The organism is Pseudomonas sp. B21-036 (assembly GCF_024748925.1).
GTDB lineage: Bacteria > Pseudomonadota > Gammaproteobacteria > Pseudomonadales > Pseudomonadaceae > Aquipseudomonas > Aquipseudomonas palmensis.
Window position 1 is genome coordinate 3,008,571 of sequence record NZ_CP087178.1, and the last position, 24,979, is coordinate 3,033,549.

Below are 24,979 nucleotides of genomic sequence, written 5' to 3' on the forward strand. Positions count from 1 at the left end.
GTCACGTTTCGGTTGTCAGCAATTCTTGTAGGAAACTGCCCAATATGTAGCCCTGTGCTACCATCCCGCGCAGCGGGTCACGCGCGCCATCAGTACAGGGAAGCACTCTTTGAAACACCACACCCCCTCACGTTTCAGCGCACTCGCCCTGGCCTGCTGGCTAATGGCCGGGCTCGCCTTCCAGGCATCCGGCGCGCTGGCCGACCAGTTGATCGGCACCCACCCCTCGGCTGCCGGCCCGATCAACCACATGGAAACCCCACAGGGGCACGCCTACCTCACGCTGCCCCAGCGCAAGCTGCAATTGCAGCTGCCAGCGCAGTGGCGCGAAACCAATGTGGAGGGCACCTACGACCTGCAGGGCGAAACCGCCGTGGTGCTCAGCTACCGCACGCCGCAATGCGACTCGCAAAGCGCGCTGGTGGTGTTGTCCGGCACCTCGGCGTGGGGGCCTTACCGCCTGGGCGGCTGTTCCGACATGCTGGCCTTGCAGCGCGCCGAAGACGGCAAAAGCCTGGTGGCGATGCAGCTCAACGGCACGCAGTCGGCGGCCTGGACCTACTCGTCGCTCGACCGGCAGTTCCGCGGCCCGCTGCGGGTCGACCTGCCGAACCTGCTCAAGGGCCTGGCCAAGGCGACACCAGCCCCTGCCAGGGCCGCAGCGCCACGCCCTGCACCCGTCCAGCACGCCGTGGCCCCGACGCCCCCGCCGCAACCCAGGCCCGCGCCCGCAGTGGCCAGGGTCGAAGCCAAACCGCCAACGCCTGCCCCGGCAGCAGCGCCATCGGCCGCGCCGCAGGTCACGCCCCAGGTCGCCACTGAAGTGGTCGACCGCGCCAAAACCGCGGCGCCGGCCCAGCGCCGGGTGACGCTCGACCTGACCTCCGAGCTGGAACACTAGCCGTGAACAGCCGCCTGTCGCCCGACCTGACGGGCCGGCCATGGCGCGGGTGGCTGCGCCGGCCTGTCGTGGCACGTGCGTCAACGCCCCGCCAACAGCAACGCTTCGTGGCCCGCCTGATGCTGGGGCTGACGCTGTGTTACCTGCTCGTCGAGATGGGCTTCAACGCACGCCTGCTGGATGTGGTGGGCGGGCTGGCCAGCCCCGCCCAGGTCGAGTCGATCGAATTCTACGGACGCCTGATCGCCGGCACCGCCGTGGCCCTGCTGGGCCTGGGCTGGGTACTGAAAAAGGCCTGCAGCCAGTACTGGAGCCTGGGCCGCACGCTGGCCTGGTCTGCGCTGACGGTGGGCAGCTGCCTGCTGGTGGTGTTTTATGCGCAATTGGCCCTGATCAACCACCTGGTCGCCACCTCCACCCCGCAGGAGCGTGCCCGCGCCGTGCTGGGCGTGCCCATCAGCTACCTGTTGGTGCATCGCGAGTTCGGCCTGAAGGGGCTGGAGCTGGGCACCGACGACTACAAGCGCCCCGAGGGCAAGACCCTGCTGGCCACCCTGCCGATCCTGCTGCAGTCGGTCGATCGCCTCGAAGAGCGGGTGCGCCAGCAGGGCCTGGCCTTCTTCGAACTGTTCGCCGAAACCCGCCGCGGCCCGCTGGCCGACAACTACCAGCGTTACCGCGAGGCCCTGGCCGAGCTGGACGAGCTGTACGGCAACTACCGCCAGGGCAGCCAGCGCTACCTGGACGCCACCAGCCCGGCCGCCATCGCCCGGCATCAGCAGCAGGCCTGGGACGATTACGTGCAGACCCTCAAGCAGCGCAATCGCCGCCTGACCCCAGGCAACGTGCCGCGCCGGCACTGGCCGCAGGTGCGCCGCATGCTGGATGACAAGGGCATTCAGGTGAGTGACAACTGGCAACCCGGCGACCGCGCCGGCTTCAACCTGGCCGTGGCCAAGCGCGTGCAGGGCCATGCCAGCGGCGCCTACGGCACCGAGCTGTTCAAGCATATCCAGGGCGACTGGATCAAACCCGGCCTGTCGCGCCAGGGGTTCTTCGCCGACCCGGCGATCCAGCAGCGCTGGCGTAGCGCGCTGTACCTGCCCGACAGCCTGTCACTCAAGCCCGACTGGTCGCTCGACGCCTATGAACAGGCGATCTACCGCCCGACCCTGCGCCTGGATGCCCAGCAACTGCTCGACGAACGCCTGGTCGAGCCGGCCCGCTATGGCGAGCGCAACGACAAGGCCGACATCGGCCGCGACAGCTACCGCGCCCTGATCGTGCCGATGATCGCCCTGCTGTTCTCGTTGCTGGGGGCCTTCACCCACCTGTTCAAATGCACCCTGTTCGCCCTGCGCGCCGTGCGCCCGGTACCGCGCCGCGCCTACTGGGGGGCGCTGGCGGTGTACGCGGTGGTGGTGCTGGCGCTGCCGATGCCGTTCAGCAACAAGGTCACCGAACAGCCGCTGTTTCTCACCCTAAAGCAGCGAGGCGCCAGCACCCTGGGCGCCATGGGCTGGGTGATCGCCCACGGTGCGCAGTGGACCGCCCAGGTGCAGCCGCTGTTCTACCCGCTCAACGAAGCGATACGCCTGCACCTGCTGCAAGGCCTGAGCTACGGCTACCACGACAACGACTGATGACAGCGCCCCGCCACGGCCTGAAAGGAGCCCCACCTTGACCCGCTCGACCACCCTTACCCTTGTACTACTGGCTGGCAGCGTGCTGCTCGGCGGCTGCCAGAACTCGCAGATGGGCAGCACCGCACTGGGCGGTGCTGCCGGCTGCCTGGGCGGCGCGATCATTGCGGCCGGCACCGGCGGCAAGCCCGGTGTGGGCTGCGCCATTGGTGCCGCGCTGGGCGCCCCCAGCGGCTACTACATCGGCCGCCAGAAAGACCTGCAGCAGGCCCGGCAGGTGCAGGCCGACATCGAGCGCCAGTCTGCCGACGTAGCCGCCGTGCAGGTCAGTACCCGCCAGGTCGCGGTGCCGGCCGACGAGCGCAATGCGGTGGGCGCCGCCAGCATCGATGCCGTCGACTCCATGCAGGTGAACGTGCCCCAGGCCCTGGTCAACAAGCGCGACAAGCGCCTCAAGGAGCCCCTGGGCCGCGTCGGCAGCTACGTGTCCGGTGCCCGCAGCAAGGCCAATGTGGTGGTCACCACCCGCAGCAAGGGCGACTTCAACTACATCGTCAGAACCATCAAGAGCGGCTACAACGGCAAGGTCGCCACCGACAAGGTCACCTACCAGTACCGCGAGCAGACCCGCGGCACCCAGTCGGCGATTCAGGTCATGCACGACGCCCAGGCTTAAGCCTTCCAACTCCAGTGGAGAACAGCAAGCATGCAGGATTTCAAGATTCAACGCCCCGACCCGGATGGCCGCGCAAAGCCGCAAAGCAAGCCGCAAATCCAACCGCAGCAGCCCGACAGCACCGACCACACGGCCTACTACAAGCCGCGCCACCGCCAGGCGCAGCAGAACCAGAGCACCTACACCCGCAGCAGCGACAACGGCCCGATGCTGGTCTACGTGCTGTACCTCATCAGCCTGCTGGTGGTGGTCACCGCGCCTGCCGGGCTGGTCTACGCCTACCAGAGCCGCGCTGGCGCCAATGACCTGGACCGCAGCCACTACACCTTCCAGATCCGCATGTTCTGGATCGGCCTGTTGCTGCTGGGGGTGGGCGTCATCGGCATACCCTTCGTGTTCGGCTGGTTCGTGCTGGTCGGCTGGGCTGTCTGGCTGCTGTATGCAATCACCACCGGCATGCGGCGCTGGCGCAAGGGCCAGCCGGCCAGCTGAGGCCTGGTTGCCTACGCCGAAAGTCGTACGTTAAATATAATGAACTACCAAGCACGCTAACAATTGACATTAATCCTTATAAAACAAGGTATTGGGTTGTATTTCTAGAAACAACATAATGAAATTAGCCTGCCACAGGGTAAAGCCGTTTGACATATTTAACGGCTCTGGCAAGCTATGTCACAGGTTTCGACCGGGAGTCGTCCTTCCAGGCGCTCTCGGCAGTGCTCGAAACCTCAGGTAGCGTCAGCGGTTCCCGATGCGCCTGCACAACAATGACAGGCCGAGCCTGTCCCAAGGTGACATATGCCCAACAGCAACATTGGCAATAAGAATCAGACCCTGCGCAAGCCTGTCGTGCTCATGACCATGGGTGCCCAGGAACGCAAGGGCCATGCCTACCAGGTAATGACCCACAAATACATCCAACCCCTGGTCGACCATGCCGGATGCGTGCCGGTTCTGGTTCCGACCTGCTGCGGTACCGAAGACCTCGAGCAGTACCTGGACATGGCCGACGGCGTGTACCTGACCGGTGCCGGCAGCAACATCGACCCGGCGCTGTATGGCCAGGAGAACGAAACCCCGGGCAAGGCCCAGGACCGCGACCGCGACCTGTTCGACCTGCCGCTGGTGCAACTGGCCATCGCCCGTGGCCTGCCGATCTTCGGTATCTGCCGCGGCATGCAGGAAATCAACGTGGCACTGGGCGGCGACATCTACCAGAAGGTCTATGCCGAGCCAGGCTTCAACGATCACCGGGAGAACCCCGATGATCCGGTTGATGTGCAGTACAGCCAGGTTCACAGCGTGCGCCTGGAAGCCGGTAGCTGGCTGCGAGAACTGCTGCAGAGCGATGAAATCCGCGTCAACTCGCTGCATGGCCAGGGCCTGAAGACCCTGGGTGAAGGCCTCGAGCCACTGGCACGTGCCGAAGACGGGCTGGTGGAAGCGATCCATGCACCAAGCCTGTCGCCGTTCCTGTTCGCGGTGCAATGGCACCCGGAATGGCAGGCGGCGCAGAACCCGGACTCGGTGAAGATGTTCGAAGCCTTCGGCCAGGCCTGCCGCCAGCAGGCAGCCAAGGGTCAGGCGGCAAAGAAGGTCGGCTCTACGGCCTGATTCGCGCCAACCGTTTCGCCGGCAAGGCCGGCTCCTGCCGCAGGAGCCGGCCTTGCCGGCGAAGGGCCCGGCCTGTCACCTCACACCCCCAGCGCCTCGATCAGCAACTGCGCCGGCACCGGCAGTTCCACCCCCTTGCGCGTGACCACCTCATAGGGCTCGCTGCGCGAGTTCAATTCCAGCGGCAGTTGCGCCAGCATCCCATGCTCGAGCGCGATCCTGGCCGAGTCCCACGGCATCACCGCCACCAGCCCACGGTCCTGCAACAGCAACGTGAGCGTGGTGAAAGTTGATGAAGTTTCAATGGGATACAGCGGAAAGCTCAAACCCGCCTCACGAAATTCTCGCTCCAGCGTCAAGCGCATCGGCATGTTCACCGGGAACACCACCCAGCGGGAATCCGCCAACGCCTCGAGCCTCAACTCGGCACACCCCACCAGCGGGTGCTGCAGATTGGCCACCACCACCAACTGCTCCTGATGCCTGGCCCGGCTCACATAGGCGCCCGGTCGCGGGCTCACGCTGGTTCGGCAGATCACCACATCCAGACGGCCCTGATCGAGCAAGCTGAGCAGGCGGTCGCTGGTGTCCTCGACGATCGATACCGACAGGTCCGGCTGGCTCTCGCGCAGACGCGCCAGGCCCTCCACCAGCATCGGTACCGCCCCCATGATCGACCCCACCGACAGCCGCCCGCCGTGGCCCTGCAGAATACCGATCATCTCTTCGCGCAGGTGCGCCAGGTCGGTATTGATCAGGCGCGCATAACGCACCACGCAGCGCCCCAGGTCATTGGCCTCCAGCCCCTTGCTGGTGCGCTCGAACAGTACCGCGCCCAGGGTCGATTCGATTTCATTGAGGGCCTTGGTCGCGCCCGGCTGGGTAATCGACAGGGCCTGGGCGGCCTTGTGGATCGAGCCCAGCTCGTCGAGGCTGATCAACAGGCGCAACTGGCGCATGCGCAGGCGCGAAGCCATGGTAGTCAGGGGTGGCAGCATAGGTGATTACTTTTGGTTATCCCTCGGTCAACAGCTGTCATTAGGCAGCAAAGCCACGCAAATTTAAAGTGTCGGACAACAGCCCTCCCCACAAGAACAATCAGGAGTCAGCATGCGTCTGATCCAATTCGAAACCCCTGCAGCCGCGCGTCACGTCGGCGTCATCGAAGGCGACCTGATCCAGGTGGTACGCAATACCCGCACCATGCGTGAACTGGCCCTGGCCGCGATTCGCAACACCCGCAGCCTGTGCGACGAAGTGCTCGCCCGCGGCCTGGACGCCACCGCCCACAGTTACGCCCAGGCCCTGGCCGACTGCCGGGTGCTGCCGCCGCTGGACCACGACGACCCCGCCCACTGCCTGATCAGCGGCACCGGCCTGACCCACCTGGGCAGCGCCTCGACCCGCGACAAGATGCACCAGCAGAAAATCGACGACAGCACCGCCCTGACCGACACCGCCCGCATCTTCCAGTGGGGCATCGAAGGCGGCCGCCCGCCCTCCGGCACCGCCGGTGTGCAGCCGGAATGGTTCTACAAGGGCGACGGCTCGATCGTGGTACGCCCCGGCCAGCCGTTCCAGAGCCCCGCCTTTGCCGAAGACAGCGGCGAAGAGCCCGAACTGGCCGGCCTGTACGTGATCGGCGATGACGGTCAGCCCTACCGGGTAGGCTTCGCCATCGGCAACGAGTTCTCCGACCATGTGATGGAGCGGCGCAACTACCTGTACCTGGCCCACTCCAAGCTGCGCAACTGCTCCTACGGCCCCGAGTTGCGGGTCGGCGAGCTGCCCGCTCACCTGGGCGGCGTCAGCCGTATCCACCGCGGTGATAACCTGCTGTGGGAAAAGGAATTCCTCAGCGGCGAGGACAACATGTGCCATTCGCTGGAGAACCTGGAGTACCACCACTTCAAGTACACCCAGTTCCTGCGTCCGGGCGATGTGCACGTGCACTTCTTCGGCACCGCGACCCTGTCGTTCGCCGACCAGGTCAAGGCCGCGCCCGGCGACGTGTTCGAAATCAGCCTGCCCGAGTTCGGCGCCCCGCTGCGCAATGGCATCAGCGTGACGCCTTCGGCCATCTCACCCGGCGAGGTGAAAGCGCTCTGAACCGCAGGCGGCGCCCCGCGCGCCGCCGCGGCATTTCATAACAACCATAAGAGTGAGATGAGCATGAAAGACACCTCCTTGCAGGCCGCCCCGGCACCTGCCCTGGCTGCCACCGATGCCCAGCGGCCCACCACCGTGCGCTGGCGCATCTTCCTGATCCTGCTGTTGCTGGCCGCGATCAACTACATCGACCGCGCCTCGCTGTCGGTGGCGCTGCCGCTGATCTCGGCGGAATTCGAACTGACCCCGGCCATGGAAGGCCTGATTCTCAGCGCGTTCTTCTGGTCGTACGCACTGATGCAGATCCCCAGCGGCATGCTGCTGGACCGTTTCCAGGTGCGCAACATCATCGGTGCCGCCACCATTGGCTGGGGCGCCTTCCAGGCACTGGCCGGCGGCGCGCACAACTGGATCACCCTGCTGATCACCCGCGTCGGCCTGGGTGTGGCCGAATCGCCGATCATGCCGGCCGGGGCCAAGCTCAACGGCGCCTGGCTGACCCCCAACGAGCGTGGGCGTGGCGCCACCCTGGTGGACGGCGGCGCGCCGCTGGGCACCGCATTCGGTGCGATCATCATCGCCGGCCTGATCACCTGGTTCGACTCCTGGCGCATCGCCTTCGTGATCGCCGGGGTGGGCACCATCGTGGTCGGCATCTGGGCCTGGTGGTACATCCGCAACCACCCTTGCGAGCACCCCAAGGTCAACGCCGCCGAGCTGGACTACATCAACCAGGCCAACGCGGTGGCCAGCGACGGCAACGGGCGCAAGGCGATCCTCAAGGAGCTGCTCAAGAGCCGCTCGGTACTGGCCATGTTCGCCGGCTATGCCTGCTACAACAGCGTGTTCTACGGCCTGCTGACCTGGATGCCGAGCTACCTGCACCAGGCCCACAACCTGGACATCAAGGCCATGGGCGGCGCCACCTTCCTGATCTTCATGTGCGGCTTCGTCGGCGAGCTGATCGGCGGCTGGATCGCCGACAAGTGGAAAGCCAGCGGCGGCCAGCCCAACACCGTGATGCGCAGCATGTTCGCAGGCTCCGCCGCCGTGGCTGCCCTGTGCATCCTGCTGGTGGCCTACACCCCGGATGCCGCGCGGGTCATCGCCCTGCTGTGCGTCGCGCTGTTCTTCATCCGCTGGTGCGGCATGTACTGGTGCCTGCCAGCGATCCTGGGCGGCAAGTCCAAGGCCGGCATCCTGGGCGGCAGCATGAACTTCTGCGGCAACATGGTCGGCGTACTGGTGCCGATCCTGATCGGCCTGATCGTGCAGTTCACCGGCTCCTACTTCCTGGCCCTGATCTTCTTCGTGGTCATGGCCTTCGGCCTGATGCTGTTCTCCGGCCTGATCGACTATCGCGAGCGCGGCCTGGCGTAAGCCCGGCCCACGCCTCTGGAGATGACTGAGATGCAACTCATTACAACAACAGGCAGCGACAGCGCCGCCAACGCCGTGATCCGCCTCAACCCGCTGGACGACGTGCTGATCGCCCGCCAGCCCCTGCCAAAGGGCCTGCACCTGCAGGCCGAGCACATCGAGGTGCTGCAGGCCATCCCGGCCGGGCACAAGGTGGCGGTGCGCGCCATCGCCCCCGGCCAGCCGCTGCGCCGCTACGGGCAGATCATCGGCTTTGCCAGCCAGCCCATCGCCGCCGGCGAGCATGTGCACGTGCACAACCTGGCCATGGGCGACTTTGCCCGCGACTACGCCTTCGGCGTGGACGCCAGGGGCACACCGGCCACCACCGACGATACCTTCATGGGCATCGTGCGCGCCGACGGCCGGGTGGCCACGCGCAACTACATCGGCATCCTCACCTCGGTGAACTGCTCGGCCACCGTGGCACGCGCCATCGCCGACCATTTTCGCCGCGACATCCACCCCGAGGCGCTCGCGCCCTACCCCAACGTGGACGGCGTGGTGGCCCTGACCCACGGCGTGGGCTGCGCGGTCGACCCTGGCGGCGAGGCGCTGGCGATGCTGCAGCGCACCCTGGGCGGGTACGCGGTGCATGCCAACTTCGCCTCGGTGCTGATGATCGGCCTGGGCTGCGAGACCAACCAGATCCCCGACCTGCTGGCCGCCCAGGGCCTGAACAGCAGCCACACCCTGCGCACCTTCACCATCCAGGGCACCGGCGGCACCACGCGCACCATTGCCAGCGGCATCGCCCAGGTCAAGTCGCTGCTGGCCGAAGCCGATCAGGTGCGTCGCGAGCCGGTCAGCGTCAGGCACCTGACCGTCGGCCTGCAATGTGGCGGCTCCGACGGCTATTCGGGCATCACCGCCAACCCGGCACTGGGCAATGCGGTGGATCGCCTGGTAGCGGCCGGTGGCACCGCGATACTGTCCGAAACCCCGGAAATCTACGGCGCCGAGCACCTGCTCACGCGCCGTGCGGTCAGCCGCGAAGTGGGCGAAAAGCTGATCGCGCGCATCCACTGGTGGGAAGCCTACTGCGAGCGCATGGGCGCCGAACTGAACAACAACCCCTCGGCCGGCAACAAGGCCGGCGGCCTCACCACCATTCTTGAAAAATCCCTGGGCGCCGTGGCCAAGGCCGGCTCCAGCGACCTGATGGACGTCTACGAATACGCCGAACCGGTGCGTGCCCACGGCCTGGTGTTCATGGACACCCCCGGCTACGACCCGATCTCGGCCACCGGCCAGGTCGCCGGCGGCGCCAACCTGATCGCCTTCACCACCGGGCGCGGTTCGGCCTACGGCTGCGCACCGTCGCCCTCGATCAAGCTGGCCACCAACACCCGCCTGTGGGAAACCCAGGAAGACGACATGGACGTGAACTGCGGCGGCATCGCCGACGCCAGCACCACCATCGAGGAACGCGGCGAACACATCTACCGCCTGATGCTGCGAATTGCCTCGGGCGAGCGCAGCAAGAGCGAACAACATGGCTACGGCCAGAACGAATTCGTGCCCTGGCAGATCGGCGCCATCACCTGAGCCCCTGCCCTCAACCGACAAGGACCCCGCAATGACCTCTGTTCTCGGCCACAACTACATCGCCGGCCAGCGCAGCGCTGCCGGCACCACCGTACTGCAGAGCCTGGATGCGAGCACCGGCGAAGCGCTGGCGTGCACCTTCATCCAGGCCACTGCCGAAGAAGTGGACGCCGCCGCCAAGGCTGCCGCCAGCGCCTACCCGCAGTTCCGTACGCTGCCTGCGACGCGGCGCGCCGAATTTCTCGATGCCATCGCCGACGAGCTGGACGGCCTGGGCGATGACTTCATCGCCACGGTATGCCGCGAAACCGCCCTGCCCGCTGCACGCATCCAGGGCGAACGCGGGCGCACCAGCGGGCAGCTGCGCCTGTTCGCCAACGTGCTGCGCCGTGGCGACTTCCACGGGGCACGCATCGACCGCGCGCTGCCAGAGCGCCAGCCACTGCCGCGCCCGGACCTGCGCCAGTACCGCATCGGCCTGGGGCCGGTGGCGGTGTTCGGCGCCAGCAACTTTCCGCTGGCCTTCTCCACGGCCGGCGGCGATACCGCCTCGGCGCTGGCCGCCGGCTGCCCGGTGGTGTTCAAGGCTCACAGCGGGCACATGGCCACCGCCGAATGGGTGGCCGATGCGATCCTGCGCGCTGCGCAGCGCACCGGCATGCCGGCGGGGGTATTCAACATGATCTATGGCGCAGGCGTGGGGGAATGGCTGGTGCGCCACCCGGCGATCCAGGCGGTGGGCTTCACCGGCTCGCTCAAGGGCGGCAACGCCCTGTGCAAAATGGCCGCCGAGCGCCCGCAGCCGATCCCGGTGTTCGCCGAGATGTCGAGCATCAACCCCGTCATCCTGCTGCCACAGGCGCTACAGGTGCGTGGGGCGGCCATCGCCCGCGAGCTGACCGGTTCGGTGACCCTGGGCTGCGGGCAGTTCTGCACCAACCCCGGCCTGATCATCGGCGTGCGCTCGCCGGCGTTCAGTGACTTTGTGCACGCCTTCGTCGCACAGATGGCCGAACAACCTGCACAGACCATGCTCAATGCCGGGGCACTGGCCAGTTATGCCAAGGGGCTGGAGCACCTGCACCGCCATCCTGGCCTCACGCACCTGGCAGGGGCCACGCAGAACGGGCGCCAGGCGCAACCCCAGCTGTTCAAGGCAGATGTGAACTTGTTGCTGCAAGGTGATGATTTGCTTCAGGAAGAAGTGTTCGGCCCAGCCACCGTCGTTATCGAGGTAGAGGACGATGCGCAGCTGGCGCTGGCATTGCAAGGGCTGCGCGGACAACTGACCGCCACCCTGATCGGCGAGCAGGCCGAGTTGCTCGAATACCGCCGGCTGGGTGAGTTGCTGGTGGAAAAGGTCGGGCGGGTTCTGCTCAATGGCTATCCGACGGGGGTCGAGGTGTGCGATGCGATGGTGCATGGCGGGCCGTACCCGGCCACGTCCGATGCCCGGGGCACCTCGGTGGGTTCACTGGCGATCGACCGGTTCCTGCGCCCGGTGTGCTTGCAGAACTACCCCGATGCACTGCTGCCCGAAGCGTTGCAGAATGCCAATCCGCTGGGAATCCAGCGGCTGGTCGATGGCGTCATGAGCCGCGAGGCTGTCGGCGCCTGATGCGGGCGCCTTCGCCGGCAAGGCCGGCTCCTGCACCTGCAGGGGCCAGCCTTCCCGGCGACTGGGGTCAACCCTTGTTGGCAGCCAGGCTGTCAACCAGCATTGCGCTCTGCGCATCGCTGGCTTCGATCATCAGCTGCTTCAGGCTCTTGTCGAAGCCCGGGAACGGCGCTTCGAAGTTGAACGTGGACTTGCCCAGCAGCCCGCCCACGTACTGGATACGCGCCGCGTCCCAGCTCACCTGCTTCTGACGGCCCAGGCGCGGGTCGCGCAGGAACACCAGTTGCACCGGGGTAACGCCCGAATAGTCCGCCTTGTCCAGATCGGCACCGGCCGCGATCAGCGCATTGGCCACGGTCTTGTCACGCTGCGTGATGCAGTAGTGCAAGGCAGTCTGGCCCGCGTAGTTCACCGCGTTGATGTCCTGGCTGGCGATCAGGCGCTGGCCCAGTTCCGGGCGCTCCTTGGTCAGGCTGTTGCTCTTGCACAGCTCGTGCAGCGGCGTGTTGCCGAACAGGTTGGCCGTCTTGGCATTGGACAAGGCCAGCAGCTGGTCGAAGTGCGCGTCCGAGCAATCGCGCCACGCGTTCTTCAGGCACATCATCAACCGGGTATTGCCCTCTGCGGTGGTCTTGAGCGGGTCGGCGCCCAGGCTCACCAGCATGTCGTAGGCATTCTCGGCCACATAGTGGACCGGCAGCTCGGCTTCGGCGACCAGCGGCTTGTTCAGGTCGATGTCAGAGGCCTGCAGCAGGTACTTGAGCGACTCCACATCGGCCACGTAGCCGTCACGGGTAGACTTGCCGGCCAGCGCTTCCTTGAGCTTGTAGTGGTTGGGCGGCACGTCCTGGTACGGCACCAGCACCTGTACATCCAGCTCGCGGTAGATCACGGTCTTGCCGGTGTCCTGCCCCGCCGCGTAGGTTTCGCGTTTTTCGACGGTCTTTTCCGGCCAGTCGGGCGAGGCGAAGTACTGGATCGAATCGCCATCGCGCTGGCCATCCTTGTAGGCAGTGACCTTACGCAGACGGTAGGTGCCGTCGTCGAGCAGCACGAACTCCTCCTGCAGGCCCTCCAGCTTGCCCTGGTTGTAGTGCTTGCGCTCCTGCACCTGGCCGGTCGGGTAGAAGGTTTCCTGCACGCCATCGAGCTGGCCGCTGCCGTCCTTGTCATAGTTGGCGACCACGGCCGGCACCTGCTCGCCATTGACCACGCGCCAGGCCGATTGGGCCAGGGTGCGACCGTTCTGCTTGCTGCCCTCTTCGTGCACCGTGACCTCTTCGCGGGTCTGCAGGCCGCTGGCGCAGTCGAACTGGCTCTCGGTCTGCTTCTTGCCGGCGATGACGATGCGCTGCTGCGGCTTTTTCTCGCCGCCGCTGCAATACACGGTCGTGGTGCCGGTCAGCTGGCCGTCATCGAGTTGCGCCTCGATGGCCACCGAGCCGTCGGCATTGTGGGTAACCCAGTCGCCCTGGACCTTGCCGTTCTTGACCTTGAACTCGGAGATCAGCGTGTCGCCTTCCTTCCAGATGATGGTGCCGGACACCGGCTCCTTGGTCTTCTTGTCCACATAGATGGCAGTGGGCTTGCCCTTGCTGCCCTTGGAGGTGGTGACCTCGTCCCACTGGTAACTCGACCCGCAGCCAGCCAGCAACGCGGCAATGCCTGATACAGCCAGTACTTTTTTCACAGAACGTCCTTGGAGTTGAATGTGGCGTGGGGAGTTACTTGATGCGGGTCAGGGTCATGCTGACCAGCTCACCGCCGTCCAGCACCACCAGGCGGTTGCCGTTGTCTTCGACGCGCGCGTTCATCACCGCGGTGCCGTTCTTGTCGCGGGCGACGACGGTGTCACCGTCACGCTTCCACTCGTCGATCTCGTACTTGTCGCCCAGCAGGGTGATGTAGTCCTCGTCCAGCTCTGCGGTACCCACGTTGCTCTTGAAGCCCATCACGCTGGCCTGCACGTTGAACTTGCCTTCGATGGCATCGCTGCCGCAGCCGGCCAGGGCGGCGAACAGCGAGGTGAGCACCAGCGTCTTGATGATTTTCATTAACCGAGTCCTTAGCACGTATCTGTCTTGTGGGTTGCACGCTGGCACTTTCATATCAACCTGCCAGCATGAGCAACCTATGACCCTGTCCTACAATTTAAGTTCACTTCATAAACAACTTTAGATTATTTACCTAACTATCTGTTTTAAAACAAAAGATGATGAAAATAGCCTGGGAACCCGGTGATTTGTTTGCTACGCAGATGAGCCCCGCCATGGCCTATGCTCATCAGCTTGACCCGGATCAACAGCCCGCCGCCCGTGCAGGTGCACCCTGCCCCATGAAGTTGCGCGTGTACCCCCTTGAGGAGAAACGACCATGGCCCGCATGAAAGCTGCAATCTTTGTCGAAAAGAACCGCATCGTGCTCGATGAAAAACCGATCCCCGAGGTCGGCCCCTCGGACGCCCTGATCCGCATCACCACCACCACCCTGTGCGGCACCGACGTGCATATCCTGCGCGGCGAGTACCCGGTGGAAAAGGGCCTGACCATCGGCCATGAACCGGTCGGCATCATCGAAAAGCTCGGCGCCCAGGTTAAGGGCTTCACCGAGGGCCAGCGCGTCATCGCCGGCGCCATCACCCCCAGCGGCCACAGCTATGCCTGCCTGTGTGGCTGTTCGTCCCAGGACGGCCCCGGCACGCCGCACGGTTTCAAACCGGCCGGCGGCTGGAAGTTCGGCAACACCATCGACGGCTGCCAGGCCGAATACGTGCTGGTGCCGGACGCCATGGCCAACCTCTCGCCGATCCCGGACGGGCTGAGTGACGAACAGGTACTGATGTGCCCCGACATCATGTCTACCGGGTTCTCCGGGGCCGAGCGCGGCGGCGTGCGTATCGGCGACACGGTGGCAGTGTTCGCCCTGGGGCCGATCGGCCTGTGCGCGGTGGCCGGGGCCAAGCTGATGGGCGCCACCACCATCATCGGCGTCGACACCGTGCCCGCGCGTCTTTCGGTAGCCCGCCAGCTGGGCGCCACCCATGTGGTGGACTTCAAGCAGGGCAACGTGGTGGACCAGATCATGGCCCTCACCCACGGCCGTGGCGTAGACGTGAGCATCGAGGCGCTGGGCACCCAGTCGACCTTCGAGTCGGCGCTGCGCATCCTGCGCCCGGGCGGCACGCTGTCGAGCCTGGGGGTGTATTCCTCGGACCTGACAATCCCGCTGTCGGCCTTTGGCGCCGGGCTTGGTGACTACAGCATCGTCAGCACCCTGTGCCCCGGCGGCAAGGAGCGCATGCGCCGCCTGATGGAGGTGGTGGCCAGCGGTAGCGTCGACCTCAAGCCGCTGGTGACCCACCGCTACAAGCTCGACGACATCGAGGCGGCCTACGAACTGTTCGCGCACCAGCGCGACGGCGTGATGAAAGTCGCGATCACTCCATAAGCACCGCCATCAGGGCTGCATCGCCGGCAAGCCGCTGCTGAGCACCAGGCTGTCGCGGATCTGCCCCGACAGCGCATTGACCCCCGCCATCACCCCGGTGACGGGGTTCTGCATCAGGCCCTGCCATTCCTCGTTGAGCGCCACATTGAGGATCACCCGCAGCTGCTCGACCATGGCCGGGCGCTCGCTTTCGTGCATCATCGCGCCGATGCCCGCCGAGGCCACCGAGATCAGCGCCCCCACCGCCTTGCCCACCGCAGCCGCCACCGCGCTGGCCGCGCCGCGCGGCACCAGCGTTGCTTCGAGCTGGGCGCTGGCGCGCTTGGCCACCGACGACAGGCCCGTGTCGGACGGCGCCTGGCCTGCCGCCACCGCAGCCTTCTGGATCTGCTCGTTCAACGCCAGGTAGGCCGGCAGGCTCAGCAGTGGCTGGGCCGTGATCAGCTGATGCACCGAGGCGTCGCGTGCGGCCGGCGGGCCGAGGGCGATGGCGGGAATGCGGTTCAGGTGCAGGGCGAACTGGTCGGGGGCGGCGCGGTAGCGCTGGCCGATACCTTGCAGCTGCTGGCCGAGCAGTTGCACGTACAGTTGGGTGGCGCGCTCGCGGATCAGCTGCGGGTTGATTTCCCTGGCCACCGGCTCCAGCACCCGTTCGCGGTACTGCTCCTGCAGGTAGAGCGCCAGGCGGTCCTCGCCGGGCGCGGTCTGCTGGTTCTTGCTGACCTTGTACCAGGCCACCTTGAGGGTCAGCCACTGCTGGGTCCAGTAACCGGTGAACCACGGAATGAAGTCCGCCTCGGTGCGCGCGTGCACCGCGTCTTTCCATACCTTCATGGAGCGTCGCGCATAGTCCTGGGCGGAACGGCTGGCGCCCTCGGAGGCGTCGATGATGTCCCAGTCGACACGTTGCCAGGCGGCCTGGGACAGCACCACCGGGGGTTGCGGCGCTGGTGTCGGCCGGGACCGGGCGCAACCGCCGATGGCCAGCAACAGTGCAAGGGTGCACAGGGCGAGCAGGATGCGCTGGTTCAAGGTCGGCCCCCCGGTGCAGTGAAGCGCTTGCCTGGAGTATAGCGAGCGGCGCGGGAACCACGGCTGGCCTTGGTCGGCGCTGCTCGGTACCCTGTCGGCACCTGCACACATTCAAGGGAGCTTCCATGCGAGGTGAACTGCGAACCCCGGGCGAGCCGTTCAAGCGCCTGTTCATCGCCCTGCCCTGTACCGAGCAGCAATGCCGGGCCATCGGCAAATGGCGCAGCACACTGGGGATCACCCGTGGTCGTCCGGTGCCTGCGGCCAATTTTCACCTGACGCTGATGTTCCTTGGGGAAGTCGGCGTCTCGCGCCTGCCTGCGCTGTGCGACGCCATGGCGGCGGTGCCGCGCCCCGAAGGCCCGCTGCGCCTGGAGCTGGACCGGCTGGTCGCATGGCACCGCGCCGATGCACTGGTGCTGGAGCCCGCGCAGACGCCGGTGGCCTTGCGTCAATGGGTGTATGCCCTGCAGCAGGCGTTGCTGCCGCTGGGCGTGGAAGACAGCGTGCGTGAGTTTCGTGCGCACCTGACGCTGGTGCGCGACTACCCGGGTGATGTACCGGAGACGCCGGAGCCACCGGCGTTCAGATTGAACATCGACGATTTCGTGTTGTTCGAGTCCAGTGGCGGCCGCTACAAGCCGATAGCGCAGTGGCCGCTGGCGTGAACCCCTGCCGACCGTGGTGTCGGCGCTGACTGGCAAGGAAGAGCATGTATTACTGGAACAAGGACAATTTCGAAGGCCTCAGGCGCATTGGCGAGGTCTATGCCTCCCGTGAAGGCTTTGCCGGTTTCTCGCGGTATTGCCTGCTGCGCGAACAGGGCCTGAAAAAGCCGGCGCTCAAGGCGCTGGACGAGTTTCTCGACGGTGCGCGTCAGCGGGAGGTGGGCCAGCAGCGGGCGATTGTCTGCGAGATTGCCGACCTTGCCTTCAGCAACAGTGGTGCGCACCAGTTGTTGTCGCATGCCTTGACCCGCTACCTCAGGCAGGTGCTGCGAGCCTGGTGCGACGAGGGCCCGGCGCTGGCCGAGCCTTATCGCTGGATGGGCAAGCTGACGGGCGAGTCGGCGTGGCTCCAGGCGGCACTGGCGCACGACCCGCAGGATCAGGTGGCATTGCGGCAGTTGGCGCTGGATGAGCTGGGCGAGGTTGATTTCATGGTTCATCACCTGCATGAGTCGGTGTTTCTGGGTGACATTACCGTTGCGGCGACGAAGCTTGCGCGTGCCAGTGCGCTGGCGCGGCTGATCGAGGCCGAGACGACCCGCAGTTACATTGATGGTGAAGTATGCAGCCTGCGTGAAATGCTCGAGGCCTGGGCGCAGTATCAGGCGGGTGATCGGGCGGTGGGGTTTGCCCAGTGGTGCGAGGCGCAGGCGCATGAGTTCCGGTTCCTGAAGAGCTACTACTACACCGAATGAGGGGTGGCCCACCTCTATTGTAGGAGCCGGCCTTGCCGGCGAACGAGCGCAACGCGCTCGCCTCCCTAGAGATAAGCCTGCTCCCGCCCCGGGCTGCGTTCGAAATGCCGCTTGTACTCGCGGCTGAACTGCGACGTGCTCTGATACCCCACCCGATGCGCCACCTGCGCCACACCCAACCCCTCGCCTATCAACATCTGCTGCGCCTTGAGCAAACGCAACCGCTTGAGGTACTGGATCGGCGACAGCAACGTGCAGCGCTTGAAGTGCTCATGAAACGTCGAGGTACTCATGTTCGCCCGCCCCGCCAACGCCTCCACGCTCAACGGCTCGGCGTAATGCTCGCGCAAATGGCTGAGGGCTGCAGCGATGCGCGCAAAATGCCCCTGCTGCTCCACCAGCGCCCGCAGCACCCCGGCCTGCGGCCCACGCAAGGCTACGTACAATACCTCGCGCACCCGCGCCGCCCCCATCACCCGGCTTTCCAGCGGGTCGTGCAGGCAACGCAGCAGCCGCTCCACGCTCTCGCGCATCGGCGCATCCAGCGCCGCTGATGTCATGGACTCGGGCGTCTGCGCCGCCACCACCTGGCCAGCCCCCAACCCCATGCTCTGCACCAGCTCGCTCAGCACCGTGCGGTCGATCGCCACCGACACGCCCAGCAGGGGTTCATCTTCGGTGGCGAAGGTTTCGCACATGAACGGCACCGACAGTGCCTGCACCAGGTAGTGGCCAGCCCCATATTCCAGGGTGCGCGGCCCCAGCCGGGCCAGTTTGCTGCCCTGGGCCAGGATCATCAGGCTCGGTTCGTAGATCTGCGGGCTGCTCGCCACGTAGTGGCTCCAGGACAACACCTGCACCTGCGGCAAGTGGGTGTCGACCGGGCCCGGGCGGGTGGCAAGGGGTTGGATCAGGGCGCAAAGCGTGGCATTGGCATCGGCGTGGCAGGTGAGCTGCATGGGGTACCGCATCAGAGGATCAGACACGCGCATCATCGCAGATTCGCTGCCCACCGCCACTACCGCACGCCCGATCCCGGAGGATCAGGCATGACTATCGGAGCATTAACCCAGGATCAGGTAGGTCTTGCGTACCGTCTGGCGCACGTCCCAGGTGCCCTGGCTGTTGGCGGCAAAGTACAGCGCATCGCCGGCACCGAACGGGATCGGTTCGCCACCCTCGGGGGTGAAGCTGCCCTCGCCGCTGATGATATAGCTGTACTCGGCCTGCACCACCTGGCGCCGGAAGCGCCCCGGCGTGCATTCCCACAAGCCGGTGCTGGCGCCCTGCCCGGCCAGCTCCTGGTGCAACGCGGTACGCGCCATGGCCACCGGTTCGCCCAGGGGGGCGCCGACTGCCGCGCTGGGGCCGAAGGCCGTGTCGTCTTCAAGGTGAATCAGTACAGGGTTCATGTGCAGTCCTCAGGATTTGTCTTCAAGCCCGGCCGGGGCCAGGCGGGCCAGCATGCAGTCGAGACGGCCGGCGGTGTGGCCGGCCATTTCGGCGCGCTCCTTGCGTATCACGGCGTTGCGCACCAGCGAACCGCCCACATAACGCAGCGGCTCCGGCGGGAAGGCCTTGCAGTTGCGCCCCACCAGTGCACAGGTGCTCCAGGCATCCTTGCGCCCCAGGGCCAGGCTGGCCAGGATGCGCCCGCCCAGGCGGCTGGGGCCCACGCCGTTGCCGCTCCAGCCGATGCCGTAGTGGATGTTGCCCTGCTCGCCCAGGCCGCCGAAGGTCGGCAGGCTGTCGTAGGTGCGGTCGATGGGCCCCGACCAGGTATGGGTGATGCGCACGTCATCGAGCATCGGGTAGGTACGGCGCAGGTCGGCCTCGGTCAGCGCGATGCTGCCCGGGTCGTGGCTGAACACCGGCCCGATCCTGCCGCCGTAGGCTATCGCCCCGGTGCCCTTGCCGAAGGCGATACGGCCATCCACGGTGGTGCGGTAGTAGTCGACCATCAGTTGCGAATCGGTGATCGACTCGGCGCCGGTCCAGCCCATCTGTTCCAGGCGGGTCGCCACCGGCTCGGTGAGCACGATGGAACTGTTGACCGGGGTGATCAGGCGCGCCAGTTGCGGCAAGGCAGCCGCCCAGGCATTGGTGGCCAGCACCACCGAGCCGGCACGGATGCGCGCCTGCGGGGTCAGCACCTGCACCGGTGTGCCGGGCTGGATATCGCTGACCGCGGTACCCTCGGCAATCACCACCCCCGCCTCCAGCGCCACCCGCCGCATGCCGCGCACCAGGGCGCCGGGTTGCACGGTGGCGTTGCTGCGTTCGAACACGCCGGCCAGGTGCACCTTCGAGCCACAACGGCGCGCCACCTCGGCAGCCGGAACCCGCTCGAACGGCGTCACCCCAAGGCGGGCACAGGCGGCCAGCGTGGCGTTCCAGGTGTCGATGTGCGCGGGGCTGGTGGCCGTCCACAACCAGCCCTTCTGGCGAAAGTGCGCGTCGATCTGGTGCTGCTGGCAGAACTCGCCCAGCTCGCTGATCGCGCGCTCGGCGCTGTGCCCCAGAAACAGCGCCTGCTCCCGGGTGCAGAAGCTCGCCAGGGTGCCGACCTTGGGCCACCACGACATCACGAAGCCGCCGTTGCGCCCCGAGGCGCCCCCGCCGCACACGTCCTGTTCCAGCACCATCACACGGATATCCGGCTCATGTTCCTTGAGGGTCAGGGCGGTCCACAGGCCGACGAAGCCGCCACCGACGATCACCACATCGGCGTCGTGCTCACCCTGCAGCGCCGGGCCGGGTTTGAGGCTGGGCTCGGCGCTTTCCAGCCAGTAGCTGCGTTTGAGCGGTGCGCTGGGGGTCAGTTTCATGAGCGTGCCGCCCAAGCGTTGAAGCGCTGTTCGAGCAGTTCGCCGTGGTCGGCCCAGAAGCTTGCGTTCATCGGCAACTGGCCTTGCAGGTTGGGGCTGCCGGTGGGCAGCTCGCTGACCCGCTGCTCGCTCAGCAGGCCCAGGGCCTCGCGGTTGACCGGCCCGTAGGCGATCTGTTCGGCGTAGCCCTTCTGCTGCTCGGCCTTGAGGGTGTGGTTGATGAACTTCAGTGCTTCGTCGCGCTTCTTGGCCCCACGCGGGATGGCCCAGGCGTCCATGTCATAGATGCCGCCATTCCACACGATGCGCAGCGGGGTCTGGCTCTGCACCGCGCTGATCCGGCCGCTGTAGGCCGAGCTCATCACCACGTCGCCCGAGGCCAGGTATTGCGGCGGCTGGGCGCCGGCCTCCCACCACTGGATGCTCGACTTGATCTGGTCGAGCTTGGCGAAGGCGCGGTCCTGGCCTTCACGGGTGGCCAGCAGGGTGTAGACATCGGCCGCTGGCACGCCATCGGCCAGCAGGGCGAATTCCAGGGTATACATGGCGCCCTTGCGCAGCCCGCGCTTGCCGGGGAATTTCTCCAGGTTCCAGAAGTCGTCCCAGCTGGTGGGGGCCACCTTGAGCTTGTCGGCGTTGTAGGCGATCACCGTCGACCACACGAAAAAGCCCACGCCGCACGGCTGTACCGCACCGGGCAGCAGTTGCGCGGCCACGGCCGGGTCCGGGGCGAACTCTTCGAGCAGGCCTTCTTCACAGGCGCGTGCCAGCTCGGGCATCTCCATCTCGACCACGTCCCACGAGACGCTGCCGGTATCGACCATCACCTTGACCTTGGCCATCTCGCCATTGAACTCGCCGGCCACGATGCGGGTGCCGGTCTGTGCCTGGTAGGTGTCATAGAAGGCCGCCACCTGTGCGGCCTTGTTGGCCCCGCCGTGGGACACCACGGTGAGGTCGGCCAGCGCCGATGTGCTGCACGCAGCGGCAGCGATCAGGGTGAGCGAAAAGGCCAGATTCTTGTGCATTGTTATGTTCTCCGGGTCGGGATGGCTCAGTAGGCCAAGTGTCGAGCCGCAGCCGGGTCGCCACAATCAGACGCAAACAAGATTCAGCCGCGCACCTTCATACGTTCGTACAAAGCCGTTCAAAGGCGTGCCATGCCCGGTTACACTGGCCGTCACCCTGCCCCGGAAGCTGCCCCATGGCCCTGTCTGTCAGCGACATCATCGCCCTGCCCGAACTGCGCACCCGCGTCATCAGCGGTGCCGGAGGGCTGGGCAAGCCGGTACGCTGGGCCCACGTGTGCGAACTGGCCGACCCCAGCGAATGGCTGGGCGACGCCGACCTGCTGATGACCACCGGCATCGGCATACCCGCCGATGCCGATGCCCAGCGCGCGTACGTGGAAAACCTCGCGGCCGCTGGCCTGGCGGGCATGATGATCGGCGAGAACATGCAGGCCCCGGCCAACCTCGAGGCCTTGATGGAGCGGGCCGACGCCCTGGACTTTGCGGTGATGTTCACCCACTACGGCGTGCCCTTCGCCGCCGTCACGCGGGCCATCGTCGATGCCGGCCAGCAGGAGGAGCAGGCGCGCCGCAATGCCATCACCCGGGTCTACGAAAGTGCCCGCATGAGCATTCAGGGGCTGGGCCTGGGCGCACTGCTCAAGCGCCTGGAAAAGGACGTGCAGGCGCGCCTGACCCTGCTCGACGCCGCGTCGCTCGCGCCCTGGCGCGACGCACTGGGCGGCCTGCCGACAAGCCAGCGCCAATGGCTGGCGGCCCGCCAGCGCGACACCTCGGGCAACCGGCCGGTGGTGCAGCGCCACGCGCTGGAGGCGGGCGAGCTGCTGGTGATGGCGCTGCCGTCCCAGGCCGACTGCCTGCTGGTGGCCGAAGGTGACGGGCTGCTCGACTACGGCCTGTTGCACCATGTGGTGGCGGTGCTGGGCATCGAGCTGGAGCGCCTGCGGGTCGACAACGAGCGCAACCTGCGCCTGGGCTCCGAGCTGCTGGACGACCTGTTGCAGCAGCGTCTGCCGGCGCATCAGGCACAACAGCGCCTGGCCGCCTTCGACATCGGCGCCGAACAGGCCTGCCTGCTGCTCGGCCGCGCCGCCGGGGTGTCACCGGCGGCCTGCGACGAAGCCCTGCAACGCCAGGGTCGTCGCGTGCTGATTCGGGTTCAGGGCGATGACCTGATCGTGCTCGGCGCCGCCGAAAGCATCCCGCAGCTGCAGGCGCAACTGCAGGCGCCGCTGGGGGTGAGCAACCCGCTGGGCCACGCCGGGCGCAGTGTCGAGGCGCTGCGCGAGGCGCGCCTGGCACTGGCCCACACCAGCGCCGCGCAACCGCTGGTGACCTACGCCCAGGCCGGCGCCAGCGTACCGTGGCTGGCGCAGAGCCTGGATGAAGCCGAACGTACTTTCCGCAACGTACTGGGCCCGCTGGCCGACTACGACAGCCAGCAGAACACCCAGCTGCTGCACACCCTGCAGGTGTTTCTGCAACACAACCGCTCGTGGCTGGCGGCGGCCGCGCAGCTGCACGTGCACAAGCAGACGCTGGTGTACCGCATGCGCCGCATCGAAGAGATCACCGGCCGCTCGCTGGACAGTACCGAGGACGTGGCCACGCTGTGGTTCGCCTTGCGCGCGGCGCGCATGGCGGGGCTGGCCTGAGTGCTATGCGGCAGACGCCCCAGCGCGCTGCCATGGCGCCCCCTTGGCGAAGGCCGCCTCCATCCAGTGCTTGAACGCCAGGGTAGTGGCCGTGGTGAAGCGCGCCGAAGGCCGCATCAGGTAGATGCCCGACGCCGAGTCCAGCTGCCACTGGGGCAGCACGCGCACCAGGCGCCCCTCGGCCAGGTCCTGGTGCATCATCCAGTCGCCACCGGCCAGAATCCCCACGCCGCTGCGCGCTGCCACCAGCAGTGCTTCATTGTCATTGCTGATCAGGCTGCCCTGCACCCGCACCGTCTGCTGCCCGCCCTGCCCGTTCAGGCGCCAGTCGGGGAACGAACGCAAGCCGCTGAAGCCCAGGCAATTGTGCCCGGCCAGGTCGGATGGCCGTTGCGGTGCGCCGTGACGATGAAGGTAGGCCGGCGAAGCGCACAGGATGCGCGTGTGCTCGCACAGCTTGCGCGCCACCAGCCGGTTGTCGGCCAGCTCGCCGACGCGCACCGCCACGTCGAAGCCTTCGCCCACGATATCGACGAAGCGGTCGGCATAGTCGACGTCGACGGTCACCTCGGGGTAGGCCAGGGAAAACCCGGCCACCAGCGGGCTCAGCCAGCGCCGGCCCATCGCCCCCGGCAGCGCCACGCGTAGCCGCCCGCGCACCTGCGCCGCACCGTTGCAGGCCTCGAGTTCGGCCGTGCTGATCAGGCTGGCGGCATGCTGCAGGCGCTCCACCAGCCGCGTGCCCTCGTCGGTGAAGCGCAGTTGCCGGGTGGTTCGCTCCACCAGGCGGATACCCAGGCGCTGCTCCAGAGCCGCCAGGCGCTTGGACAGCACCGAGGCATGGCGTTGCAGCACCCGGCCGGCGGCAGCGAACGAGCCGTGCTCGTGCAGCGCCAGCAAGGTGGCAAATTCATCGGCCTGACGGCTGTCGAAAGGGTCCATCGGTGAGGTCGGCCTCGTGCGCGTCGGTCAGGGGATCAGCACGACCGCCCCCTGGGACCGGCCTTGCTCGATGGCAGCATGGGCGCTGGCCACGTCGGCCAGGGGGTAGCGTTGCCATATGTGCGGCTGGATGATACCCGCCGCCAGTGCATCCAGCACATCCTGCGCGCGCTGCTGGTACTCCTGGGGGCTGGCGGTATGTGCCGCCAGTGACGGCCGGGTGAGGAACAGCGAGCCCTTGGCGTTCAGCGTGCCCACCTCGACCGCAGGGGGCACGCCGCTGGTGGCGCCGAACGACACCAGCGTGCCGCGCGGGCGCAGGCTGTCCAGCGACGCCTCCCAGCTCACCCGGCCGACCGAGTCGTAGACCACATCGACCTTGTGGCCCTGGGTCAGCTCGCTCACCTGGGCCGCCAACGTGGCTGCGTCGAACACCAGCACCGCATTGCAGCCGGCCGCCTTGGCGCGCTCGACGCTTTGCGCCCTGGACACCACACCAATCACATGGGCGCCCAGGTGCCTGGCCCACGGCACCATGATCTGCCCTAGCGCCCCCGCCGCACCGTAGATCAGCACACGCGTGCCGGGGCCTACCGGGTAGCTCGCCTTGAGCAGGTACTGGGCGGTGATGCCCTTGAACAGCACGGCAGCCGCGTCTTCGAACGACACGGCAGCGGGCAGCCTGACCAGGCGCTCGGCCGGGTACAGGCGTGCACTGGCATAGCCACCCAGCGGCCCGGTGGCATAGGCCACACGGTCGCCCACGGCCACCTCGGTCACGCCCGCCCCCAGCGCCCGCACGGTGCCGGCACCTTCCAGGCCCAGCGCGGACGGCAAGGCAATCGGCACGGTGCCCTTGCGCTGGTTGATGTCCAGCGGGTTGACGCCGATCGCGGCCTGTTCAAGCCACACCTGGCCCGGGCCTGGCGCTTGCACGGCGCCGGCCTGAAGCTGCATCACCTCGGGGGCGCCTACCGCCTGGAGCGTGATTGAAGTCACCATGATGTTGCCTCTTGCAGTGGTTGAAGGTCTGCAAAGGCTAATTAGCGCACCCGTAAACGACAATACAGCGCCGCTGCCGAACATATGTGCA

The 24,979-nt window shown here is 66.7% G+C and carries 23 protein-coding genes; 13 read left to right on the forward strand and 10 right to left on the reverse strand.

Annotated elements, in window-relative coordinates; genetic code table 11:
* The first annotated feature begins 109 nt into the window (after positions 1-109).
* From LOY33_RS13540 to LOY33_RS13560, 5 genes are all read left to right on the forward strand, one after another.
* The gene (locus LOY33_RS13540; protein WP_236066300.1) at positions 110-901 is read left to right on the forward strand and encodes a hypothetical protein; all 792 of its coding nucleotides are present in this window, start codon (positions 110-112) and stop codon (positions 899-901) included.
* A 2-nt stretch (positions 902-903) separates the two neighbouring features.
* Positions 904-2,544: a hypothetical protein gene (locus LOY33_RS13545; protein ID WP_258658708.1), complete on the forward strand. Its 1,641-nt coding sequence runs from the start codon at positions 904-906 to the stop codon at positions 2,542-2,544.
* A gap of 37 nt (positions 2,545-2,581) precedes the next feature.
* Complete coding sequence (locus LOY33_RS13550; protein ID WP_196933110.1) at positions 2,582-3,220, forward strand: glycine zipper domain-containing protein; 639 nt, start codon at positions 2,582-2,584, stop codon at positions 3,218-3,220.
* 30 nt (positions 3,221-3,250) lie between these two features.
* Entirely contained in the window at positions 3,251-3,712 is a 462-nt protein-coding gene (locus LOY33_RS13555; RefSeq protein ID WP_258658711.1) for a hypothetical protein, read from the forward strand.
* A 306-nt stretch (positions 3,713-4,018) separates the two neighbouring features.
* Entirely contained in the window at positions 4,019-4,834 is an 816-nt protein-coding gene (locus LOY33_RS13560; RefSeq protein ID WP_043861344.1) for a gamma-glutamyl-gamma-aminobutyrate hydrolase family protein, read from the forward strand.
* Between the two features lie 80 nt (positions 4,835-4,914).
* Here LOY33_RS13560 and LOY33_RS13565 read toward each other — a convergent pair whose 3' ends face one another.
* Entirely contained in the window at positions 4,915-5,832 is a 918-nt protein-coding gene (locus LOY33_RS13565) for a LysR family transcriptional regulator (protein ID WP_043861345.1), read from the reverse strand.
* A gap of 112 nt (positions 5,833-5,944) precedes the next feature.
* Between LOY33_RS13565 and araD1 the strand changes: the two genes are divergently transcribed.
* From araD1 to LOY33_RS13585, 4 genes are all read left to right on the forward strand, one after another.
* The gene (gene araD1 / locus LOY33_RS13570; protein ID WP_058540128.1) at positions 5,945-6,943 is read left to right on the forward strand and encodes an AraD1 family protein; all 999 of its coding nucleotides are present in this window, start codon (positions 5,945-5,947) and stop codon (positions 6,941-6,943) included.
* Positions 6,944-7,006: 63 nt separating this feature from the next.
* Complete coding sequence (locus tag LOY33_RS13575; protein WP_371917302.1) at positions 7,007-8,323, forward strand: MFS transporter; 1,317 nt, start codon at positions 7,007-7,009, stop codon at positions 8,321-8,323.
* Positions 8,324-8,353: 30 nt separating this feature from the next.
* The gene (locus LOY33_RS13580) at positions 8,354-9,910 is read left to right on the forward strand and encodes a UxaA family hydrolase (RefSeq protein ID WP_058540127.1); all 1,557 of its coding nucleotides are present in this window, start codon (positions 8,354-8,356) and stop codon (positions 9,908-9,910) included.
* A gap of 31 nt (positions 9,911-9,941) precedes the next feature.
* Positions 9,942-11,528 carry an aldehyde dehydrogenase (NADP(+)) gene (locus LOY33_RS13585; RefSeq protein ID WP_258658716.1) on the forward strand — a complete coding sequence of 529 codons (1,587 nt, stop codon included), beginning with the start codon at positions 9,942-9,944 and terminating at the stop codon, positions 11,526-11,528.
* A gap of 67 nt (positions 11,529-11,595) precedes the next feature.
* Here LOY33_RS13585 and LOY33_RS13590 read toward each other — a convergent pair whose 3' ends face one another.
* Together LOY33_RS13590 and LOY33_RS13595 are read right to left on the reverse strand one after the other, a co-directional pair.
* On the reverse strand, positions 11,596-13,218 hold the full coding sequence (locus LOY33_RS13590) for an ankyrin repeat domain-containing protein (RefSeq protein WP_148071521.1): 1,623 nt from the start codon (positions 13,216-13,218) through the stop codon (positions 11,596-11,598).
* A 34-nt stretch (positions 13,219-13,252) separates the two neighbouring features.
* Entirely contained in the window at positions 13,253-13,582 is a 330-nt protein-coding gene (locus LOY33_RS13595) for a hypothetical protein (RefSeq protein WP_043861351.1), read from the reverse strand.
* Between the two features lie 319 nt (positions 13,583-13,901).
* Between LOY33_RS13595 and LOY33_RS13600 the strand changes: the two genes are divergently transcribed.
* Positions 13,902-14,975 (forward strand): NAD(P)-dependent alcohol dehydrogenase, encoded by a 1,074-nt coding sequence (locus tag LOY33_RS13600; protein WP_043861352.1) that lies wholly within the window; start codon positions 13,902-13,904, stop codon positions 14,973-14,975.
* A gap of 9 nt (positions 14,976-14,984) precedes the next feature.
* Here the strand turns inward: LOY33_RS13600 and LOY33_RS13605 are convergent, their stop codons facing one another.
* Complete coding sequence (locus LOY33_RS13605; protein WP_123752565.1) at positions 14,985-16,007, reverse strand: hypothetical protein; 1,023 nt, start codon at positions 16,005-16,007, stop codon at positions 14,985-14,987.
* Between the two features lie 125 nt (positions 16,008-16,132).
* On the opposite strand from LOY33_RS13605, the gene thpR reads away from it, so the two are divergent.
* Both thpR and LOY33_RS13615 read left to right on the forward strand, forming a co-directional pair.
* Positions 16,133-16,675, forward strand: a complete 543-nt coding sequence (gene thpR / locus LOY33_RS13610; RefSeq protein WP_258658722.1) for an RNA 2',3'-cyclic phosphodiesterase — start codon at positions 16,133-16,135, stop codon at positions 16,673-16,675.
* 44 nt (positions 16,676-16,719) lie between these two features.
* Positions 16,720-17,430: a hypothetical protein gene (locus LOY33_RS13615; RefSeq protein ID WP_078480350.1), complete on the forward strand. Its 711-nt coding sequence runs from the start codon at positions 16,720-16,722 to the stop codon at positions 17,428-17,430.
* 65 nt (positions 17,431-17,495) lie between these two features.
* Here the strand turns inward: LOY33_RS13615 and LOY33_RS13620 are convergent, their stop codons facing one another.
* The 4 genes from LOY33_RS13620 to LOY33_RS13635 form a co-directional block, all read right to left on the reverse strand.
* Positions 17,496-18,389 (reverse strand): AraC family transcriptional regulator, encoded by an 894-nt coding sequence (locus LOY33_RS13620; RefSeq protein WP_054914598.1) that lies wholly within the window; start codon positions 18,387-18,389, stop codon positions 17,496-17,498.
* 105 nt (positions 18,390-18,494) lie between these two features.
* Entirely contained in the window at positions 18,495-18,842 is a 348-nt protein-coding gene (locus LOY33_RS13625) for a cupin domain-containing protein (protein ID WP_043861356.1), read from the reverse strand.
* 9 nt (positions 18,843-18,851) lie between these two features.
* The gene (locus LOY33_RS13630; RefSeq protein ID WP_116054257.1) at positions 18,852-20,258 is read right to left on the reverse strand and encodes an FAD-binding oxidoreductase; all 1,407 of its coding nucleotides are present in this window, start codon (positions 20,256-20,258) and stop codon (positions 18,852-18,854) included.
* On the reverse strand, positions 20,255-21,286 hold the full coding sequence (locus LOY33_RS13635; protein WP_043861358.1) for an ABC transporter substrate-binding protein: 1,032 nt from the start codon (positions 21,284-21,286) through the stop codon (positions 20,255-20,257). Before LOY33_RS13635 ends, LOY33_RS13630 begins: the two co-directional genes overlap by 4 nt.
* Positions 21,287-21,462: 176 nt before the next feature.
* On the opposite strand from LOY33_RS13635, the gene LOY33_RS13640 reads away from it, so the two are divergent.
* Positions 21,463-22,944, forward strand: coding sequence for a PucR family transcriptional regulator ligand-binding domain-containing protein (locus LOY33_RS13640; RefSeq protein ID WP_116054263.1), 1,482 nt, complete (start codon positions 21,463-21,465; stop codon positions 22,942-22,944).
* A 3-nt stretch (positions 22,945-22,947) separates the two neighbouring features.
* Here LOY33_RS13640 and LOY33_RS13645 read toward each other — a convergent pair whose 3' ends face one another.
* Positions 22,948-23,886 carry a LysR family transcriptional regulator gene (locus tag LOY33_RS13645; RefSeq protein WP_258658729.1) on the reverse strand — a complete coding sequence of 313 codons (939 nt, stop codon included), beginning with the start codon at positions 23,884-23,886 and terminating at the stop codon, positions 22,948-22,950.
* A 27-nt stretch (positions 23,887-23,913) separates the two neighbouring features.
* Complete coding sequence (locus LOY33_RS13650) at positions 23,914-24,888, reverse strand: quinone oxidoreductase (protein ID WP_258658732.1); 975 nt, start codon at positions 24,886-24,888, stop codon at positions 23,914-23,916.
* Positions 24,889-24,979 lie beyond the last annotated feature (91 nt).

Excerpts from the sequence above, each read along its gene's own strand:
- LOY33_RS13555 (WP_258658711.1), top strand. The coding sequence starts at position 3,251 with ATGCAGGATTTCAAGATTCAACGCCCCGACCCGGATGGCCGCGCAAAG.
- LOY33_RS13560 (WP_043861344.1), top strand. The coding sequence starts at position 4,019 with ATGCCCAACAGCAACATTGGCAATAAGAATCAGACCCTGCGCAAGCCT.
- LOY33_RS13565 (WP_043861345.1), bottom strand. The coding sequence starts at position 5,832 with ATGCTGCCACCCCTGACTACCATGGCTTCGCGCCTGCGCATGCGCCAG.
- araD1 (WP_058540128.1), top strand. The coding sequence starts at position 5,945 with ATGCGTCTGATCCAATTCGAAACCCCTGCAGCCGCGCGTCACGTCGGC.
- LOY33_RS13575 (WP_371917302.1), top strand. The coding sequence starts at position 7,007 with ATGAAAGACACCTCCTTGCAGGCCGCCCCGGCACCTGCCCTGGCTGCC.
- LOY33_RS13580 (WP_058540127.1), top strand. The coding sequence starts at position 8,354 with ATGCAACTCATTACAACAACAGGCAGCGACAGCGCCGCCAACGCCGTG.
- LOY33_RS13585 (WP_258658716.1), top strand. The coding sequence starts at position 9,942 with ATGACCTCTGTTCTCGGCCACAACTACATCGCCGGCCAGCGCAGCGCT.
- LOY33_RS13595 (WP_043861351.1), bottom strand. The coding sequence starts at position 13,582 with ATGAAAATCATCAAGACGCTGGTGCTCACCTCGCTGTTCGCCGCCCTG.
- LOY33_RS13600 (WP_043861352.1), top strand. The coding sequence starts at position 13,902 with ATGGCCCGCATGAAAGCTGCAATCTTTGTCGAAAAGAACCGCATCGTG.
- thpR (WP_258658722.1), top strand. The coding sequence starts at position 16,133 with ATGCGAGGTGAACTGCGAACCCCGGGCGAGCCGTTCAAGCGCCTGTTC.
- LOY33_RS13615 (WP_078480350.1), top strand. The coding sequence starts at position 16,720 with ATGTATTACTGGAACAAGGACAATTTCGAAGGCCTCAGGCGCATTGGC.
- LOY33_RS13620 (WP_054914598.1), bottom strand. The coding sequence starts at position 18,389 with ATGCAGCTCACCTGCCACGCCGATGCCAATGCCACGCTTTGCGCCCTG.
- LOY33_RS13625 (WP_043861356.1), bottom strand. The coding sequence starts at position 18,842 with ATGAACCCTGTACTGATTCACCTTGAAGACGACACGGCCTTCGGCCCC.
- LOY33_RS13630 (WP_116054257.1), bottom strand. The coding sequence starts at position 20,258 with ATGAAACTGACCCCCAGCGCACCGCTCAAACGCAGCTACTGGCTGGAA.
- LOY33_RS13635 (WP_043861358.1), bottom strand. The coding sequence starts at position 21,286 with ATGCACAAGAATCTGGCCTTTTCGCTCACCCTGATCGCTGCCGCTGCG.
- LOY33_RS13640 (WP_116054263.1), top strand. The coding sequence starts at position 21,463 with ATGGCCCTGTCTGTCAGCGACATCATCGCCCTGCCCGAACTGCGCACC.
- LOY33_RS13645 (WP_258658729.1), bottom strand. The coding sequence starts at position 23,886 with ATGGACCCTTTCGACAGCCGTCAGGCCGATGAATTTGCCACCTTGCTG.
- LOY33_RS13650 (WP_258658732.1), bottom strand. The coding sequence starts at position 24,888 with ATGGTGACTTCAATCACGCTCCAGGCGGTAGGCGCCCCCGAGGTGATG.